At 35.6% G+C, this 20725-nt stretch carries 12 protein-coding genes; 1 reads left to right on the top strand and 11 read right to left on the bottom strand.

Going from position 1 to position 20725, the window contains the following annotated elements; all coding sequences use genetic code 11:
* Positions 1-22 precede the first annotated feature (22 nt).
* Positions 23-898, bottom strand: coding sequence for an NmrA family NAD(P)-binding protein (locus AC1Q5Z_RS15150; protein WP_492445691.1), 876 nt, complete (start codon positions 896-898; stop codon positions 23-25).
* Between the two features lie 81 nt (positions 899-979).
* Between AC1Q5Z_RS15150 and AC1Q5Z_RS15145 the strand changes: the two genes are divergently transcribed.
* Positions 980-1345: a winged helix-turn-helix transcriptional regulator gene (locus AC1Q5Z_RS15145; protein WP_343706850.1), complete on the top strand. Its 366-nt coding sequence runs from the start codon at positions 980-982 to the stop codon at positions 1343-1345.
* A 114-nt stretch (positions 1346-1459) separates the two neighbouring features.
* Here the strand turns inward: AC1Q5Z_RS15145 and AC1Q5Z_RS15140 are convergent, their stop codons facing one another.
* The 10 genes from AC1Q5Z_RS15140 to AC1Q5Z_RS15095 all read right to left on the bottom strand — a co-directional run bounded on the left by AC1Q5Z_RS15140 (position 1460) and on the right by AC1Q5Z_RS15095 (position 20655).
* On the bottom strand, positions 1460-2413 hold the full coding sequence (locus AC1Q5Z_RS15140; RefSeq protein ID WP_492445689.1) for a M20/M25/M40 family metallo-hydrolase: 954 nt from the start codon (positions 2411-2413) through the stop codon (positions 1460-1462).
* A gap of 151 nt (positions 2414-2564) precedes the next feature.
* A complete protein-coding gene (locus AC1Q5Z_RS15135; RefSeq protein WP_492445687.1) occupies positions 2565-3611 on the bottom strand; it encodes a sialidase family protein in 1047 nt (348 codons plus the stop codon).
* A 144-nt stretch (positions 3612-3755) separates the two neighbouring features.
* Entirely contained in the window at positions 3756-5354 is a 1599-nt protein-coding gene (locus AC1Q5Z_RS15130; protein ID WP_492445685.1) for a SusD/RagB family nutrient-binding outer membrane lipoprotein, read from the bottom strand.
* A 16-nt stretch (positions 5355-5370) separates the two neighbouring features.
* On the bottom strand, positions 5371-8457 hold the full coding sequence (locus AC1Q5Z_RS15125) for a SusC/RagA family TonB-linked outer membrane protein (RefSeq protein ID WP_488754586.1): 3087 nt from the start codon (positions 8455-8457) through the stop codon (positions 5371-5373).
* Positions 8458-8719: 262 nt separating this feature from the next.
* The gene (locus AC1Q5Z_RS15120) at positions 8720-11380 is read right to left on the bottom strand and encodes a glycoside hydrolase family 3 N-terminal domain-containing protein (protein WP_492445683.1); all 2661 of its coding nucleotides are present in this window, start codon (positions 11378-11380) and stop codon (positions 8720-8722) included.
* 12 nt (positions 11381-11392) lie between these two features.
* Entirely contained in the window at positions 11393-13633 is a 2241-nt protein-coding gene (locus tag AC1Q5Z_RS15115; protein ID WP_343584581.1) for a GH92 family glycosyl hydrolase, read from the bottom strand.
* An 11-nt stretch (positions 13634-13644) separates the two neighbouring features.
* On the bottom strand, positions 13645-15129 hold the full coding sequence (locus AC1Q5Z_RS15110) for an alpha-L-fucosidase (RefSeq protein WP_343583843.1): 1485 nt from the start codon (positions 15127-15129) through the stop codon (positions 13645-13647).
* Between the two features lie 36 nt (positions 15130-15165).
* The gene (locus tag AC1Q5Z_RS15105; RefSeq protein ID WP_492445681.1) at positions 15166-17019 is read right to left on the bottom strand and encodes a glycoside hydrolase family 35 protein; all 1854 of its coding nucleotides are present in this window, start codon (positions 17017-17019) and stop codon (positions 15166-15168) included.
* A gap of 12 nt (positions 17020-17031) precedes the next feature.
* Positions 17032-19344 carry a beta-N-acetylhexosaminidase gene (locus AC1Q5Z_RS15100; RefSeq protein WP_492445679.1) on the bottom strand — a complete coding sequence of 771 codons (2313 nt, stop codon included), beginning with the start codon at positions 19342-19344 and terminating at the stop codon, positions 17032-17034.
* Positions 19345-19632: 288 nt separating this feature from the next.
* Positions 19633-20655 carry an isoaspartyl peptidase/L-asparaginase family protein gene (locus AC1Q5Z_RS15095; RefSeq protein WP_198857342.1) on the bottom strand — a complete coding sequence of 341 codons (1023 nt, stop codon included), beginning with the start codon at positions 20653-20655 and terminating at the stop codon, positions 19633-19635.
* Positions 20656-20725: the final 70 nt, after the last annotated feature.

The following is a 20725-nucleotide window of genomic DNA, read 5'->3' as shown; positions in this document are numbered from 1 at the left end:
CATTTTAACCAACAGCTTATAATTAAAATTTTGAAGCAAATTCTTTTGCAAAATCCTCTAATTTGATTTTTCCACTTGCAATTCCATCATTATTTAAGAAATCTGCGGCGATGGTTTCGTTTCTTAATCCAGATCCCATTTCGGTATATAAACCAGCCATTTCTTCTGGAACTCCAGCTTGAGTCATTCCTCCAAAATATTGCTCATCTGTAAATTCAATCCAAGGAAGTTCTGGTTTACCAATTGTGGTTCCAAATGCTTTTACAATTTCTGAAGGTGTTTTAACATCACTTATAATGTAGCGGACGTTTTTGCCTTCTGTAGTTTTCTGTAATTCTTCGGCAGCAGCATTTGCAATATCTTCTGGATGCACTAACGGAATACGATTTGATGCTGGGAAATTTGCTCCCATAATCCCTGCTCCTTTTATCATTGGGATGTCATTATAGAAATTAATGTAGAAATATCCTGCTCTTAAAAATGTGACAGAAACGTCTAATTTCTCGTAAATCTTCTCAATATTATACAAACCTGCAATTGGTCCGTTTCCTGCTGGCAAATCGGCTCCAATGCTGCTTAACATTACCACTCTTTTAATGTTTGTTGTTTGGATTGCTTTCCCGAAAGCAGTACCAGCATCTGTAGTATTTTTAATAATATTTACTCCACCCATATTTGGAGGAGTCATAGCAAAAAGAGCATCTGCACCAGCAAAAGTTTTAGAAAGAAAATCAGCATCGCTAACTGATCCTATTGCGGCTTTTGCACCTAAATCTTCAATAGCAGATTTTCTATCTGCATTACTGCTTATAACGGTTACATCGTGACCTGATTGTACTAATTGTGCCGTTAGTGGCTTTCCTATGTTTCCTAATGAACCTGAGATTATAATTTTCATCTTAAAATGTTTTTTTATTTAACAAGACAAAGGTATCTTTGTACTTACTTTTATACAAGTACTTACCCTAAAGTATGTATCATGACAGCAATTAAAGAATCGTCTACTATTCAGGAAAACAAGCAGTATGCGTTGGAAAAATGTCCTGTAACTTTTGTTATGGAGAAAATTGGAGGCTACTGGAAACCTATTATTTTATATCACTTATCGACTGGAGATAAACGTTACAGCGAATTGAAAAGAGCAATTCCGGCTGTAACAGAAAAAATGCTTATTCAGCACTTAAAACAACTGGAAGCAGATGGATTGGTCATTCGTGAAGCAAAACCCGTTGTACCTCCATTTGTAACTTATAAATTAAGCAATGCAGGAACTGGTTTACTTCCTGTTATTGATGCTATGGCTTCATGGGCTTTCAAAATGAAAGACGGTGTCTATAATATTTAATAGACACCGTCTTTTCTAACAAACAAAAACTAATTAACTTAACTTTTTATGTGAAACTGAACAGGCTTTAATTTCACTAGTCGACTTAATTTATTGTATTGAATAATGCTTTATTTAATTCTGTTTGATAAAAACCAAAGCTTCTTCATAATTGGCAATTTGTATGAGTGCGTTATAAATATATTTAGCAACTAACGCTCCTCCATTTGAATTAATCAGCTCAATATCATCATATGGCGTATGGTATTGCGGATGTCCGCCTGTATGAAAACCAACTACCGAAGTGGATTCTTTGTAAAAAGAAACATGATCTGAACCGCCGACATCTCCTGCATGAATAACAGGATTTAATCCTGAGTTTTCTTGCAGTTTTTTCATTAATTCTACACCGTTCGGAAAAGTTCCTGCTCCGCCCATATAAAGCTCTTTTTTATCATTTAATCTTCCGACCATATCCATATTCAGCATTACTTTTATGGCTTCTTTGGGAACCGGAGAATGATTAATAAAATACTTTGAACCAAGCACCCCTTCTTCTTCTCCACTAAACGAAATAAAAATGATGCTTCTTTTTGGTTTTACTTTTTGTTTCGAAATTTCTTCTAAAATGCACAACAAAGCTGAAACTCCAGACGCATTATCATCTGCTCCGTTATGAATGGCAAAAGCCTCTTTCTTTTTACTTCCAGAACCTTGTCCGCCCCAGCCCCAGTGATCGTAATGCGCTCCGATTACTATGTATTCGTTTTTTAAAGTAGGATCTGAACCTTCAATATAACCAACAACATTTTGCGTTGTCACTGTATCCGATTTCATTTTATTGATTCCTTCTTTAACAAATACTTTGAAAGGCTGATAGTAACTATCTTTGAATTGCTGTAAACCATATTTCTTAAAATATTTTTTGATATATGCAGCTGCATCGTTATTCCCTTTAGTTCCCACAAAACGACCTTCTAATTTATCTGATGAAAGATATTTGTCATGTTTATAAAAGGTCTTAGCCATTTGTGCATTCACGAAAGTACAGCAAAAAAATGCGGTCGTAAAAAGAAGTTTTAATTTCATAATTGTTTTTCTATAGATTGGACGCGGATGAAACGGATTTGCTTTGCAAAGACGCGGATAAACACAGATATTATATAAAAAATAGAATAAAAAAATCCGTAAAAATCAGCGTTTTCACGAAGTGAATCCGTTTTATCAGCGTACTATTATCTTATAAATCAAAAGAAGTATGTTTAATATATTTTCGATCATAAGTATACAAAATGTGTATTCTCTTGTCTGTGGTTTGAATTATGGCTGGATAACTAAATTCTCCTTTTTCCTGTTTTTCGAGATCGAATAGTTTCGTCCATTTTAAACCATCTTTAGAATATTCTACGTCTAAAATATTACGTCCGTTAAACCAGTCTTTTCCAATTGGAAGCGGATTATTTACTAATAAAAACAGATTTTTGTTTACTGTTAAAGCATCGATACCCGAATTTGAATTAACAACATTTATCGTATTGGTTCTAATCCAGCTTTTACCATTGTCTCCTGACCAGCTCGAAACTACTTTATTGTGTTTGCTTCGAGACAGCATCTGAATATCGCTCTTACTATGAATTAAAAATGTGGGCTGAATGATATCGAAATTCTGATTGTTTTCTACCGCTATTTTCTTCCAAGAATCTGTAGTTTCTGTATATTCTTCAACATGCACGCGCCATTCGTCTGTACTCACACTTTCTGTGCTGCTTCCGCATAAAATTACACCAGGAGTAGTTTCGATTGGTTTGTTCCGAATTGGACCTAAAATTCCTTCTGGAAGATATTTTGGTTCTCCCCATGTTGTTCCGTTATCTTTCGAAATCATCATAGCGCCAAACCATTCTCTTGGATTTTTTCCAATTTTATAAAACAAATATAAATTCTGATTTTTGCTTTTAAACAAAACCGGATTCCAACAAGGAAGTGTATCTCCATTTTTAATCAATGGCTGAATTAATTCTTTTGGTGCAGACCATTTCTTGCCTTTATAAGCCGAAATATAAATTCCGACATCTTTTGCACCTTCATATTTTCCACCAAACCAAGCTGCTAAAATCTCATTTGGTTTATGCTCAACCAAAGTTGAGGCATGACTATTTGTTGTCACAGGCGGATCGGCAATATAACTGCTTTCGATATTAACAGCTTTAATTTGTGCTTTTATTTCACTAGAAAAAAGAAATAAAGCCAATAGCGCTGCAACAGTATATTTTGTCTTTAAAATCATTTTATTTTGATGAAAATTAATAATTGTATGTTATGAATTAAAGTTGGGGCAAAAATTCATTGTTCTTCATAAAAAACAAAAGGAGAGTTACCTCTCCTTCTGCTCAAGTAACAAATCGATTGATCTTTTACTTTACCAAATTAATTATTTTGTGTCCCACCAAAGTCTTGTTCCACCAGAATCTGGACCTCCTAATTTAGAGATTCCTTCATCTACGCCTGCTTTGTTTGATGAGTACTCATTTGTCGTGTAAATAATTCTTTTCATCAAAGATTTACCAACGCCAGCATCTGGGTTATCCGTATTTAAAACTGGATAAATTACTTTAGCATCGCTTCTTCTTAAATCTGCCCAAGCTTCCCAAGATTCTGGGAAAATTGCTAAGTATTTTTGAACCGCAATTTGAGTTCTTTGATCAGAAGTAGATGCAGACCATGCAACTGGTAATTTAACAGGAATATCTTGTAAATCTAAAGTTGGGTATAAAGTCAAAATGTTTGGCAATGTAGGTAATGTAGAACCATTGATGTAAGCACTAATTGCAGCAGCATCTGTGATTCCCCATTGTGCAAGAGATAGTCTAATACCTGTTTCATACAAAGTTTTAGCATCTCCGCCCATGTTCCATCCATTTAAAGCTCCTTCTGCTCTACTTAAATAGTTTTCAGAAGCCATAAAGATTTCGATATTTTTAGTTTCACTAAGTGTGTTAGCAGCACCGTTTCCTAAAACGTCATTGTTGAAAGCAGAGAATTTAGTCGTTCCAAATTGATCTTCTAAACCTCCTACAGGATTACCTCTATACACTTTTACAGTAGCATTTGCATCAAGCGGAGCAAACCATTTTGCTAAACGAGGATCGTTGTAACCAACTAAAATACTTTCCATAGAAGCTGTCATTACATAACCCCAGCTGTTTACAATCATGTTTAAATTGTTTGGCGTAATGTTACTTGCTTTAAAGTATGCACTTTGATCGTTTGTTTGCATTACTCCAGCAGCAACTGCAGCTTCAGCCTGAGTTTTTGCATTTGCAGGTTCTTTGTCAGAAATTCTTAAAGCCAAACGCAATCTCATACTGTTTCCAAAGATTCTCCATTTGTCAACACTTCCTGAATAAACTCTATCATTTGGGGCAAGAGAAGCAACTGAAGTTGCAGAAGTAGAAGTTAATGTTGCATTTGCTTCGTCTAATAATTTAAAGAAATCTGCATAGATAAATTCTACGCTATCGTAAGGAACTTTATCTTTTCCGTTACCTGCTTCAGTATAAGGAATTGGTCCATAAGCATCAACCATTTGATTGTACATGAAAACTTTCCAGATTTTTAAGATCGCCGTCGCTTCTGCATTTCCTTCAGATGCTTTAAAAGCATTAGATAAAGCTGGTGCAGCAACGGTGTAGAATCTTGTCCATCCTCTACCTTCGTATCCGTTTACGAAAGCATTTCTTTCTGTTCCGTATCCACAGTTTAAGTAATGGATAAAAGTTGAAGATAAAATACCTGTTGCAATACCCCACGTACCTTGATCATCTACTCCTGGAGAAGAATAAGAACCATTGTGGATACCTGCGTATAATGCCGAAGCAAATGCAGGACCAGCCAATGTAGCATCTAACTGATCTTCAGTCAATGAATTAGGATCTTTATTTATTTCATCAAAATCGCCAGTACAACTTGATAAAATCGAAACTGCCATTAATGCAACTCCTAATGTTTTTATTTTAAAACTATATTTCATGATATCTCTTTTTTAATTAAAATCCGAATTTAACATTCACTCCATAATCTCTCGTTGATGGAATGTTGAAAGATTCTATCCCTTGTAAGTTACCTGTACCTGCTCCTGCTTCTGGATCGAAGTATTTAGCTTTGTTTAAGAAGAAGAACAAGTTTCTACCTACTAATGAGAAATCGATGCTTGTAAATCCTGAGTTACCTAATAAACGCTTTGGCATTGAGTAACCAAAAACAAGCTCTCTTAATCTGATGTTTGTAGCATCATAAATAAATGGCTCTGCAATTGGAGTTCTCTGTCCGATTGCTGTCCAGTATTGTTCAGCATTGATGCTTGTTGTGTTTGGAGAGTAAGTTCCGTTTCCGTTAGATACAACACCATCCACAATGATTCCGCCATTTCTTCCTGCTAAAGTAATATCGCTTACCCCTAAACCAGCTTGTCTAGCTTGAGTGTATGAAATAACTTCGCCACCAATTCTGAAATCAACTAAGAAGCTTAAAGAGAAATCTTTGTATTTGAAGTTGTTTTTGAAACCTGCAGTCCAATCTGGATTAAAGTTACCAGCACGAACATCAAAACCATTTGTAGCTAATGGAATACCTGCACTGTTTACAATGATATTTCCGTTTGGATCTCTTTGGAAACCTTTGATATATAAATCACCATATTCGCCTCCAACAACAACTTTACTTCTCACTAAACGTCCTTCACCAAGAACTAATTCATCTCTTCCTTCGAAGATAGATTTTACTTTTGACTTATATGAAGCATAGTTTGCTGTAATATCCCAAGTAAAGTTTTCTGTTTGGATTGGAGTTGCAGTAAGCGTAAGCTCAATACCTTTATTTTCGATATCTCCACCATTTACGATAGCTCTAGAATATCCAGAAGGCTCAGGCGTATTGATGTAGAAAATTTGGTTATTAGTTAATGTATTGAAATAAGTGAAATCTAAACCTAAACGGTTGTTGAAGAATCTAACATCAGCACCAAACTCTGTAGAAGAAGAAATCTCTGGCTTTAAGTTTGGATTTGCTTTTGTGTTTTGTCCGTATAACATACCGCCGTTTCCTCCAATGTAAGAGAATCTTTGTTGTGTCTGATAAGGATCTGTATCGTTACCCACTTGTGCATAAGAAGCTCTAACTTTAGCAAAACTAATAACTTCTGGCAATGTAACCATATCAGAAACAACTGCTGAAAGTCCGAAAGATGGGTAGAAATAATCTGTTGGCAATGTAGAAGACCAGTCATTTCTAGCTGTTAAATCTAAGAATAAATAGTTTCTGAAACCAATTTGACCAAATCCGTAAACAGAGTTAATTCTTTTTTCTGAAGCTGTAGAAGTAGACTGAACTGTTTGCACGTTTGATAATGCAAAAAAGTTTCTTTTACTTAATACACCACCAGAATTTAAAGCTGAACTGTTTTGTTGCAATGAACTCGCACCAGCATTAAGACCAACAGAGAAATCTCCGAATTTTTCATTGTAAGAAAGTAAAGCATCAATGTTTAATTCGCTTACTGTCTCATAAGATTCGCTGTATGAACCCATGTTACTGTTGAAAGCAGCCGTTGCATATCTGTTTCTTACGTTTTTGTTTGTCATTTGGTCTAAACCAGCTCTACCTTGCAAACTTAAAGTTTTTGTAAACTCATATTTAAGAGAAGCTAAACCAATAAATCTATTTCTTTTATCTGTACGAGCATCATCTCTTAAAGCAGACCAAAATGGGTTTCCACCTGGAGCTCCTGTTTCGTCAAGGAAATAGTTTACTTGTCTTTGTCCTGCAGCATCAATATATTCAAAGTCTTTGTAATCTCTGTAAGCGATACTACGAGGCAATAAATAAGCAGATGTTCCGATAGATTCTTCACCAGTTCTCAATAAGTTATCAATATCTTGAACAATGTAGTTTGTTTTTACATCTAAAGATAATTTATCAGAAATTTTGCTTGTCAATCTTAAATTAAGATTGTGTCTGTCCATTTGGTTTCCTCCAACAATACCTTCAGCACGTGTGTTAGTATAAGAGAAATAACCTTGCGCTTTTTCGTTACCAGCTGTAACTGTTAAAGTGTTTGCTAAGTTATAACCAGTTTTGTAGAAATCAATAACGTTGTTTGGCTGTGGAGAATAGCTTTGTGTAGCTGGCCCAGCATAATTTGGATTACGAACTAACTGCCAAGCAGATACCTGACGTCCGTCTAGAGGTGCACCCCAGCTCGAGCTTGAGTTAGAAACATAATTTCCGTTTGTACCTTGTCCGTACTCATTTTGTAAATTCATCAAGTTATAAGCAGAAGATGCCATAAAGTTAGATGATAACGAAACTGAAGTTTTTCCAGATTTCCCAGATTTAGTTGTAATTACGATTACACCATTTGATGCTCTAGATCCGTAAAGAGCCGCTGCAGATGGTCCTTTAAGAACAGTCATCGAAGCAATATCTTCAGGGTTAATGTTTGAGATACCGTCAGGCTGTGTAGTTCCTCCTGTATCAATATCAGGATTTGATGTAGTTGTACCGTTACTAATTGGCACACCATCAACAACATATAAAGGTTGGTTGTTTCCGTTAAGAGATCTGTTACCTCTTAATGTAATTCTAGAAGAAGAACCAACACCATTAGAAGTTGTAGAGAAGTTAAGACCAGCAACTTTACCAGAAAGTGAGTTGGCAACGTTTAATGATCTTGCTTCAGACAATTCGTCTACAGAAACATTCTGCGCAGAATATGTAATTGCTTTTTTCTCTCTTTTAATACCAAGAGCAGTAACAACTACCTCTCCTAATTGCTGTGTATCTGGACCTAAAGATACGTTAATTGTAGATTGTGATCCAACAGCAACTTCTTTTGTAGAAGATCCTACATAAGTAAAAACTAAAACTGCTGATTGATTAGGAACATTAATGCTGTACTTACCATCAAAATCTGATGAAGCACTTGTTTTAGTTCCTTTAACAATAATATTTGCTCCAGGAATTGGAATTCCACTTTGAGCATCTGTTATCGTTCCTTTTACTGTTGTCTGCGCTTGTAGGCTTTGAAACCCAAAAAGGCATATGACAAACAGTAATTTTAGTACGCTTTTAATCATATTAGTTGTTTTTTTAGAGTTAATAACATGTTAAACTTAAGAATACATTCTGTTAACAAAATATAATTTCGACAAATGACAATTTTTCAAAGGTGTTGGTAAATCTTTGGTCATATATTGAAAGAAAACGTTTTCATTTGTAATCCTACTCTGCCTTATAAAAAAGGCCAAAATCTATTAATCGAATAGAAATTGGCCTTTTTTGATTGTATTCATTTTTTTAACTAAAAATCGTTTAAAATTATTCGGTGTTTAACACTTTTTAGTTAGAAACCTTGAATTTGGTTTTTAGAAGATCTATTGAGTTTCCGCCAACCATTACTTCGAAGTCTCCTGGCTCTACAACAAACTTCATTTGCCTGTTATACAGGCCTAACTCGTCTTTTGTAAGTGTAAATTCAACATTTTTTGTTTCTCCTTTTTTAATATTTAATCGTTTAAAACCTCTTAAAGTTTTCTCTGGAGTTGTTACAGAACTGTAAACATCATTTACATATAATTGTACAACTTCATCTCCATCTAAATTTCCGGTGTTTTTCACATCAACAGAAACTTTTAGTTCTCCGTCTGGTTTGATTTCGTTTGCACTGATTTTTAAATTAGAATATTCAAACTTCGTGTAACTCAATCCGTAACCGAATGAATATAGAGGGTGTTCGCTTTCTGCAACGTATTTATGTATCGCAGACGGCTTTTGGTTATAATATATAGGTAACTGTCCAACCGATTTTGGAACCGTAATCGGTAATCTACCACCTGGATTGTAATCTCCAAATAAAACATCTGCTACAGCTCTTCCTCCTAATTCTCCTGGAAACCATCCTTCTAAAACTGCTGGAATATTTTCAGCAATCCAGTTTGTAGAAAGCGGACGACCGTTTAATAACACACAAACTACTGGAGTTCCTGTTTTTTGAATCGCTTCAATCAATTCTTGTTGCATTCCGTGCAAATCCAAACTTGCAACATCTCTATTTTCCTCAACCAATTCGTTTGATTCTCCTAAAACTACAATTGCAACATCTGCTTTTTTAGCGGCATCGATTGCTGGCTGCATGTCTACTTTTTCTAAGTTCCAACGTAAGTGAGCTCTAGCTCCCCAGCCGCCTTCCCACATTTCAATGCGGACTTTGTATTTCTTTCCTGCTTCAATATTTTTAGGAGTCGTAACAATGCTTGTTGCTCCTTTTGTCCAGTTGTCGATAACCAATTGATCATCAACCCACATTCTGATTCCGTCATCTGAACTTAAACCTAACCAACCATCAAACGATTTGTCTGATTGAATATAGCCCGTCCAACGAATAGAAAAATCATCCACATTTACACCATCGCCAGGAGCCCAAGGCCAGTCAAATTCTAATTGGCTATCAATACGAGTTAAAGCTGGAGTTCCTTGTAGCTCTCTGTTATTGAAATATTCTCCCTTTAATCCGTTTTGAGATCCGTCTGAAGTGAATAAATATTTAGATGGAATAGCCTGACCCTTTACGATCAAAGGAACACCTTCTTGGTAAACAACATTTGCTGTTTTTCCCATTATTTGTTGCACACCTTCGTAAACCGTCATTCCAACGCTGTTTTTAGGAGCATAACCTCCAAGTCTTGAAGCGTTTGCATTTGGCCCGATAACAGCAATGTTTTTAAGATTTTTACTTAATGGTAAAATATTATTGTCATTTTTTAATAAAACCATTGATTTTTGAGCTGCTTCTAAAGCAACAGCTTGGTTTTCTTTAGTATGAAAACGCTCTTTAATCAAGTTTTTATCTGTGTACGGATTTTCAAATAAACCCAATAAAAATTTCAAACGTAAAACTGCTCCCGCTGCACGGTCGATGTTCTCCATTGTCAATTTCTTTTCATTTACTAATTCAATAATTGTATTTTGCCAGAATTCATTAGAAAAATCGTAAAACTGCATATCAACTCCTGCAGAAACAGCCTCTCTAATAGCATCTTTAGGAGAATCAGCCACTTTATGAGTTGTCTGAATGTATTTAATTGCTCCTAAATCTGAAACTACAAGTCCTTTAAAACCCCATTCGTTTCTCAAAACATCAGTCAATAACCAGTGATTTGCTGCACAAGGAATTCCGTCTAACTCAGAATATGCACACATTGTTCCTAATGCGCCGCCTTTTGTAAATGCTTTTTGGAAAGATGGCAAATGATCTTCTCTAGCAGAACGTTCTCCAACTAAAATTGGAGAAGAATTTCCTCCTGCCTGTGGAATACCGTGAACCGCGAAGTGTTTAGGCTCAGCAACAATAGAACGATCCGATTTTAAATCGTCTCCTTGCAATCCTTTGATGAATGCCAAACCAATTTCACTGTTTAAAAATGCATCTTCCCCAAAAGTTTCTGCAACTCTTCCCCATCTTGGTTCGCGTCCTAAATCTAAGTTTGGTCCAAAACCAAAATGAACTCCATGAGCTCTGGCTTCCATACCAATAACTTTACCCACTTTGTCTAAAATAGAAGTATCCCAAGTTGCTCCAAGTCCAATGTTCATTGGAAAAGCAGTGCTTCCTTCGTCTAAATATCCGTGAAGCATTTCACACATAATCAGTGCCGGAATTCCCCAACGGTTTCCTTTGATTACGTTAGTCTGCAAATCATTGATCATTTTCGCTGAACGCGGATAAAGATCATGAATTGCTCCAATCCCCAATTTTCCAATTTTTTCAGCCGACTTGCCTTTAGCAAAATCTTCCTTCTCCTTAAAAAAATCTCCTCTATACATATCCATCTGACGCACTTTTTCTTCAAGTGTCATATGGCTTAACAAGTCTTTTACTCTATCTTCAACAGGAGCTTTTGCATCTTGATAAAGATATTTTTTCTGGGCGTGGGTCTGGTTTAAAAAACCAACAGCCATTACAAAAATAATGGCCGTTTTTCTCATTCTTAATTGTAACATAGTTGTGTGTGTTTAATTTTGGATCACTTTAAGCTTTGTCCCATTCACAAAATCATCGTGTGAAATAAAAAAGGTATTAAGTGATTTTCCGTTTAGCTCAATCGAATTGATTTTTCCCCCGTTATTGAGTTGTCTTTCAATTACAATGCTTTCTTTTTTATAATATCTTGGATCTAATTTGATCGTCACTCTATGAAACATAGGCGCTGTAATGGTGTAAATTGGATCTCCTGGAGAAATTGGATAAATTCCCATCATCGAATAAACCAACCAAGCCGACATTGTTCCGGTATCATCATTTCCTGGTAATCCTTTTGGTTCATTTTTGAAATATTCCTGAACCAATTTCTTTACCATATCCTGAGCTTTATATTCTTCGCCTTTTACATAATTGAATAAATACGGATTGGCAATGTCTGGTTCGTTTGCCATATCAAACTGTTTGATATCAAAAATTTTCTGCAATTGCGCCGAAAAAGCTTGATCACCACCCATTAATTTCTTTAATCCTATAATGTCGTGCGGAACCATAAAAGCGTACTGCCAAGCATTTCCTTCGATAAACCCAACATTTTCTTCAAAATTAGCTCCAGAAGCAGGATCAAAAGGTTCGTACCATTTTCCGTCAGGCGTTCTTGGACGAAGCAGATTAAAGTTTTTATCAAATAATTTTCTGTAGGATAAAGAACGTTCTTTAAAACGTTTTACATTGTCTTTGTCTCCGAATTCGTTGGCCATAAGCGAAATGGAATAATCTGAAATATTGTATTCCTGAGTCGTCGAAACTGGACCTTTATGGTCGGTTGTCAAATATCCTTTTTTGATATAATCTTTCAATCCCGGACGAAGCGGATTATTTTCAATATTATCTGCGCCTTTCAACATCGCGTAATATGCTTTACTAACATCAAAATCATGAATCCCTCTCATATAAGTATCTGTAATTACTATACTTGCAGGATCTCCAACCATGGTAAAAGTTTCAGTCGAATTCAATTCCCATTTTGGTAACCAGCCGTTTTCATCGAACATATCTAACATACTTTTTACCATATCCGATTGCTGTTTTGGATAAACCAAAGACATTAACGGATGGACATTTCTATACGTGTCCCACAAAGAAAATACGGTATAACGAGTATCTTTGGTTTTACGAATTTCACTTCTTTTGATTACGGGATATTGTCCGTTAATATCATTTAAAGTATTTGGATGAATTAAAGTGTGATACAAAGCTGTGTAGAAAATCGTGTTTTCATCTTTTGTACCACCTTCAACCAAAATTTTAGACAATTCTTCGTTCCATTCGTTATAGGTTTCTTTGTAAATTGCGTCAAAAGATCTGTTCCCCACTTCTTTTGCTAAGTTTTCACGAGCATTTTCGATACTTACGTACGAAATTCCAATCTTCACTTCAACCGTTTCTTGTTTATCGAATTTATAGGTAAAATAGCTTCCAATACTATCCCCCACAACGGTTTTGATCGTATTTTCCATCATTCTGGTTTTTCCGTTGTATCCCATCCATTGTGCTTCGACACCGTTGTATTTCGCAGTTTTTTTCCAAACTCCGAATTTATCGGCAGGTTTAGAAAATTGAGCCACAAAATAAACCGGATAAGCATCTTCTGGGCTATTGTAACAGAATGATCCGACAGAACGCATTCCTTCAATCTCTGTTGAAGAAACCACTTTTATCATGGCACCTTCTTCATTCGTTAATCCTAAACCAAGATTTAGCAAAATATTAGATTGCCCTTTCGGGAAAGTGAATCTGCTAATCCCAACTCGTTTTGAAGCTGTAAATTCGCCTTTTACTTTATACTTGTCGATGTTTACGCTGTAATATGCCGCTTTTGCAACTTCATTAGAATAAGTAGAACCATATTTTAAATGATCGACTTCTACTGCTCCAGTCGTTGGCATTAATAAAATAACGCCCAATTCTGGACAGCCGACTCCACTTAAATTAACTTGACTAAAACCTGTCAAAAAAGTATTTTCATTCACATACGGATTCGAAAGCCACTGACTGTCTTTTTCCATAGGTGTATTTTTTACTCCAGCCACATTAAAAGGACTAATACTTGCCATTCCGCGTGGTGCAATTGGTCCCGGATAAGCCGCGCCATAATTGGAAGTCCCAATAAACGGATTAACAAAATCGGCAGGTTCTTGCGCAAAAATAGTAATGCTAAAAAACAGCATGCAAAAAATACATGCTGTTTGAAATTTGTTTGTATTTAAAACCATAGGTTTCATTCTTATCTGTTAATCGCTTCGATTTTTAAAGTCCAAGCTTCTTTTGCAGGAAGATTGTTTCTTAAGCTTTCTGGAATTACTACTTTAAATCCGTTTCCTTCTTTTGTCCATTTTAAAGAAGTTTTAGAACCTAACATCGTAATCTTTGTTCCTTTTTTAGGACTGATATCTTTTACAGTAACTTCAGCAGGAATTTTGTCTTCTCCTTCTTTAGCTAAATAAAATGCAAATACATTACCTGCTTTATTTTGTGTAAAACAAATGTTTTCTTCTTTATAAGGTTCGATTGGTTTTGTGTTATAAATCGCTGTGCTGTTTACTTTCATCCAATCTCCGTAAGCTTGCAATAAATCATAAGCGCCTTTATCCCATTCTCCTTCTGGACTTGGAGCAACGTTTAATAATAAGTTTCCGCCTTTAGCTACAATATCAATTAACAAATGGATTCCTTGTCTTCCTGTCATGTATTGAGCACCTGGAGAATAAGACCATCCACCACCAGCTGGAATACAAGATTCCCAAGGATAAGGCAATGTTTTATCAGGAACACGTCCTTCTGGTGTTAAGTAGTTTTGGTTTTTACCGTGAACTGCTCTATCTACCACAATTAAACCTGGTTGTTTCTGACGCGCTTTTACAACCAATTCATCCATTTTTGGATCTTGATCTACCACTCTATGTTTAATGAAACCGTTTTTAGATTCGTTTTCAGTAAATTTCTCGTCGTAGTTTTCTCTGATGTTAACCTGGTCTCTTTTTCTAACCCATCCTCCATCTAACCATAAGATATCAACTTTACCGTAGTTTGTTAAGATTTCTAAGATTTGGTTGTGCGTGAAATCAACATATTTCTGCCATTTTTCAGGGTATAAAGACGGATCGTAGTTTACGTTTCTGTCGAATGGAGGAAAATAAGGATCCCAATAGTTTTCGTTATGCCAGTCTGGTTTAGAGAAATAAGCTCCAGTTGAAATACCTTCTCCTCTAAAAGAGTTGAAAATTTCTTTTAAAACATCTGCTTTCGGGTTCGTATGAAAAGGAACATCTTTACTAGTAATCTTGTAATCAGAATATTTAGTATCATACATATTGAAACCATCATGGTGTTTGGTGGTAAAAACCATGTATTTCATTCCAGCATATTTAGCCGCTTTTGCCCATTTTGCAGGGTCGAATTTTACTGGATTAAAAGTCTTTCTTAAACCTTCGTAATCTTTGATATAATCATTATAATTAGACGGATTGCTTCCTTTTTTACGTTCACACCATCCATAATCTTCTGGACAAATAGACCAAGATTCTACAATACCCCACTGGCTGTAAGTTCCCCAGTGCATTAGCAAACCAAATTTTTTGCCTTGCCATTCGTCTAAGTTCTTTAAAACTAACGGATCTGTTTCTGGTACGTATCTTTCATCTTCATAAATCGCCTGCGCGAATATCTGAGCTGAAAATAAAAGGGCGATTATGAATATTCCTTTTTTCATCTTTAATCTAATTTATAATTTATTATTCTTTGTTTTTTAGTTTAGTTTATCAAGTATCGGTTGATCTGTAAAAGTTAATTCTGTTTGGTTCTTTTCATTAAGCTGCTCCAACACGACAAAATTGTTTACACCTTTGTTCAACCAACAGCCCGGCACATACAGCGTTTGTTGTGGTCCTACTTTCCAGTAGCGTCCAAGATTGTGTCCGTTAACAAATACAATTCCTTTTCCCCAAGCAGACATATCAAGAAAAGTATCAGCTGGTTTATCGATGTTTACTGTAGATTCATATAAAACTGGGCGCCCCGATTTTATCGTCTCATTTTTAATAGCTGGCACTTCACTCATTGGCATTTTATACATTTCCCAACCACCACTAATTTCATATTCATTAATGAATACTGGAGAAATAATTCCTTTCGTATTATGTACAATTTCGGCTCCGTAATTAATACGCCCCATATTTTCAACCAGAATTTCTAAAATACCGTTAAACGGAATAGAAACTGTCAGTTCATAATTTTTGAAAACTCTATTCAATTCACCAACCTTAATTCCATTTACATAAACGGTAGCAAAGTCTCTCAATCCCTCAATTTTCAATTTGCCAGAAGAAATTGGCTGCGTAAATCTTTTTCGATACAAAACATATCCATTTCCCTGACCTAACTTTTCAAATGTCAAAGGCTGATCATTTACAACCGCTTTTTCTTTTTTGATCCAACTTAAAACATCCATACTTGCTTTGACAGGCTGATTTGGATATTTTGTAACTGGTATTTTCTCTGGAATTGGCGCTAATTTTGTTTTAGAATACTTTTGCATTACTTCACGAATGGCCATAAATTTTGGTGTTGCCCAACCTGCTTCGCTAATAGGTGCATCATAGTCATAACTTGTAATATCCGGCTGAATATCACTTTCTTCATTATAATTTGCTCCAGAAGTAAATCCGAAATTAGTACCGCCGTGCATCATATAATAATTAAAAGAAACGCCTGCATCAAGGTACTTTTTAGTTTGGCTTGCAATCTCCTCAGATCCAACTTTAATAAATGGCTCTGCCCAATGATCCAACCAACCAGAATAAAACTCTGCGACCATGTAAGGCCCCTGCCCTTTGTGGTATTTATCAACTTGCTTCTTTAAATTTTCTATATTTGATTCCCCATTTGCAGTTGGCAATACGCCTTCAACCATGCCACCTTCAAATAACCAAGAACCATCAGAAGTAAAAAATGGTTCTGGGAATCCCGTTTCTTTAAGTATATTGTAAATTGCTGTCTTGTATGCTTTATGATCTTCAGCACTAATATCAGTTCTTTGAGAAACATAAGAACCAAATTCATTTTCAGCCTGAACCATGATAATTGGGCCTCCTTGATTAGCAAAATTTCCTTTTACGACTGCATATAAATGTTCTAGATACGTTTTACAAGCTTGCAAAAATGCTTTGTTATTGGTACGAATTACTAAATCTGGATTATTTTGCAACCACCAAGGATATCCTCCAAATTCCCATTCACCACATGCATACGGGCCTGGTCTAAGAATTACATATAATCCTTCACTTTTAGCAATACGTAAAAACTCTGCCAAATCTCTATTTCCCGTTTTAAAATCCCATACACCTGGCTCAATTTCATGATAATTCCAAAACACATAAGTTGCCACGGTATTCAATCCCATAGCTTTAATCATTTGCAATCGATGTCTCCAATACTCTTTAGGAATACGCTCATAGTGCATTTCTCCCGAATGTATTTTTATAATTTTCCCATCTTTTTGAAATTCTCCATTAGATATAGAAAATCCTTTGGTTTGCGCTTTTGTAAAAAACGGCATCACGCAAATCAATAATACACCGAGCTTAAATAATATCTTATTCATTTTTTAAAATATTTAATTCACCAAAATCTCATCGACAAACAACCAAGAGCTTTCTCCTTTTGGGCTTTTCTTTAAGTTGCCACCGATTACTTTTACAAAACGTGCATTTTGTTTTTGGAAATTGATTTTGAAATCTTTCAACTCCGGAACTGGATTTGCTGCATACGGACGTGTTATTTTTCCAACTTGCGTATATTTAATTCCATCAGTAGAAATTAAAACTTTCACTTGAATTGGGAAATTAACTCCAGCACCTTGACTTTCTAAAGCTCCAACTGTAACTTGTTCAATACTTTCTACTTTCTCAAGGTCAATTACCAATTCCATATCATTAACCAGCCAAGCCTGCCATTGTCCATCATGGAAATTTTTGCTTCCTCTGATTACATTAACCATTGTATTGGCATCTCCCTTATAATTTTCATTAAAAGGCGTTAAGTATTTTACTTTTTTCGCAAATCCTTTATGGAAAACTATAGTATCTGTAAATGTTTTTCCAACTGGTTTTTCGTCTTGAAATAAAGAAGCTTTTAAAACCGTAGTTTCTTTAATTTCAATTGGAGTAGTGTATTTTATAGCGTGATGATCAATGCTTTGGTTTCCTAAAACATAGCGGATATCTGGATTTGGAAATTCATTTTTCAATTCCACTTTCACTTGTTTATTAGCCAAATCTGCTGTAGAAGAAGCCGTTACCAAATAAGCGCTTTTTGCATAATTTAATCCCTGATAATCGTAACGCTTGAACATTGAAAACAATCTTGACGTAAAATCGTTCCAATTACGTTTCTCTTTCGGACTCCATAATGTTTCTGATAAAGCGGCTAATCTTGGGAAAATCATATATTCAGAATCTTTTGGACCAGCGATATGTTCTGCCCATAAATTGGCTTGTCCGCCTAAAATATGCGAAGCTTCTTCAGGAGTCATTCCTTGTACAACTGGATCAAACTGATATACTTTATTCAAAGGATTATAAGCATCAAAAGCTAAAGGTTCTTCATTTTGAGGTCCTTGATAGAAGTTAAAATAACAAGGAGATTCTGGAGACATAATTACATCGTGGCCTTGTTTAGCAGCCTCTGCACCAATTTTTTCGCCTCTCCAACACATAATTGTTGCGCTAGGATTTAATCCACCTTCCAATACTTCGTCCCAACCGATTAGTTTTTTACCTTTAGAATTAACATATTTTTCAATACGTTTTACAAAATAACTTTGTAATTCTGCTACACTTTTTAAGTGCTGGTCTTTAATTCTTTTTTGACAGTGCGGACATTTTGCCCAATTGGTTTTAGTTGCTTCATCACCTCCAATATGAACATATTTTGAAGGAAAAATTGCCATTACTTCGTCTAAAACATTCTGTAAAAACTCAAACGTAGTTTCTTTTCCTGCACAGTAAATATCTGTTAAAGGCCAAACTCCTCCAGAAGGAACTCCAATTCTCTGCTCAAAACAAGCCAATTCCGGATAAGATGCAATGGCACTGCTTACGTGAGCTGGCATTTCAATTTCCGGAATTACTTCAATTCCTTTTGTTGCGGCATATTTTACAATTTCTTTTAATTCTTCTTGTGTGAAGAATCCACCATAAGTTCCTTTTTCGTCAGGATTTGTCGTTAATCTGGCATTCCAGCTTCTGTTTTCCTGATCTACTCTCCATGCACCAACTTCTGTTAGTTTTGGATATTTTTTGATTTCAATTCTCCAACCCTGATCGTCTACTAAATGCATGTGCAGAACATTCATTTTATGTGCTGCCAAACGGTCGATTGTCGCTAAAACATAATTTTTATCAAAGAAATGACGTGAAAAATCCAACATTAAACCTCTCCATTTAAAACGAGGTTCATCATTAATAGTCAAACTTGGAATTTGCCATTTTGCAGAGGTAATTGCAAATTGACTTTCAATTGCTTCAGGAAGTAATTGTCTGATACTTTCTAAAGCATATAAAAAACCATTATTCCCTTTTGCAGAAATAACAATATTCGTTGGATTTACATCTAAAACGTAAGCTTCATTCTTTAAGTTCGGATCTGTTTTTAATAAAACATAATTACTCGCAGGCGCTTTTGTAGTCACTTCTGGTTTCCATCCTGCAGCAGTCCCAAATTTAGAAGCCAAAGCATTTGCAGCATCTTTTTGGAAATCACCGTTTACTACAAATTTTGTGTCTTTTGTAAATTCAAAAACACCTGTTTTAATAAGGGTCTGAGTCGGTTTCGGAATGATGCGAATATCACTTTCCGTGTAAACTTTCTGCGCGTTAGCCGAGAAAATTGAAGTGATTACGGTTAATAGGAATAGTAATTTTTTCATTCTTTGTTTTTTGGTTTCTCTAATTGTTTGTTCAAACATTTAAAGATGTAGTTTTTAGGTTTAGTTTGTCATTTCGTTAGTAGCTCCTCAAAGTAACTCGCCAATCTTTGTAGAGTTTCTTGCGGAGATTTCTCCTTCGTCGAAATGACAAATATTGCGTTTAATCTCTTCAACGGATTAAAATCCGTTGCTACAAAATAATCCGTTCCTTCGGAACTTTTTATGAAAGAGCCATTGGCTCGAAATATATTGTAGGGATGGATTAAAATCCATCCAACGTAATCATATTTATTTATCCCAAGACATTTTAAATTTCGCATCTTCCATTCTATGTCCTTTTGCATCATCAGAAACAGCGAAATTAAATCCTGATCTTAAGCTGTAACCTGCGTATTCACCGTTTTTATTCAAAGCAATAAAACCAACTTGCAGGTATTCCATGTCTTTGTGGTTTTTATGTTTGTTGTAAATACGCTCTGTAATTTCTTTACAAGCATCATAAGGAGATTTTCCCTGACGCATTAATTCGACAACCATTGCGCTTCCAGCAGTTCTAATTACAGCTTCTCCTAAACCCGTTGCTGCAGCTGCGCCTACTTCGTTATCCAAGAAAAGACCCGCGCCGATTATTGGGGAGTCACCGACGCGTCCGTGCATTTTCCAAGCTGCACCGCTCGTGGTACATCCGCCAGAAAGGTTGCCATCTTGGTCTAACATTAGCATGCTTATGGTATCGTGATTTTCTATATTAATAACTGGTTTGTATTTGGAATCTTCCAGCCATTTTTTCCAGTCTTTTTCAGATTCTGGTGTTAGTAAGTTTTCTTCTTTAAAACCTTCAGACAAAGCAAATTGCAATGCACCTTGCCCTGCTAACATTACGTGAGGCGTATTTTGCAATACTCTTTTCGCAACAGAAATTGGATGCATTATTCCTTGTAAAAAACAAACAGAACCGCAATTGCTGTTATGATCCATAATACAAGCATCTAAGGTAACTTTTCCTTCGCGATCCGGATATCCTCCATAACCAACACTACGTACAGTTGGATCTGCTTCAGGTATTTTCATTCCCGCTTCGATTGCATCTAAAGCTGATTTTCCTTCTTTTAAATTCTTCCAGGATTCTTTATTCGCAGGCAAACCGTGATTCCATGTCGAAATAATAATTGGTTTGGTCTGCTTTTTTTCTTTTGGTTCTGCTGTTTCTTCATTTTCATGATTGGCAGCAAATCCGCTTACGCCCAAAACAGAACTTATGGCTAAAGTGCCTAAAGTGGTTTTCTTAATAAAATCTCTTCTATTTGACATGTCTTTTGGTTTTAATTCAACTTTCAGAAACAAAACGTTCTTAATGTTGCTAAATTAATCAGTAATAATT

It is taken from the genome of Flavobacterium sp. GW823-FHT06G12, assembly GCF_058794775.1.
Note: the sequence above shows the minus strand (reverse complement) of the source record. Positions and strands in the feature narration are given on the sequence as shown.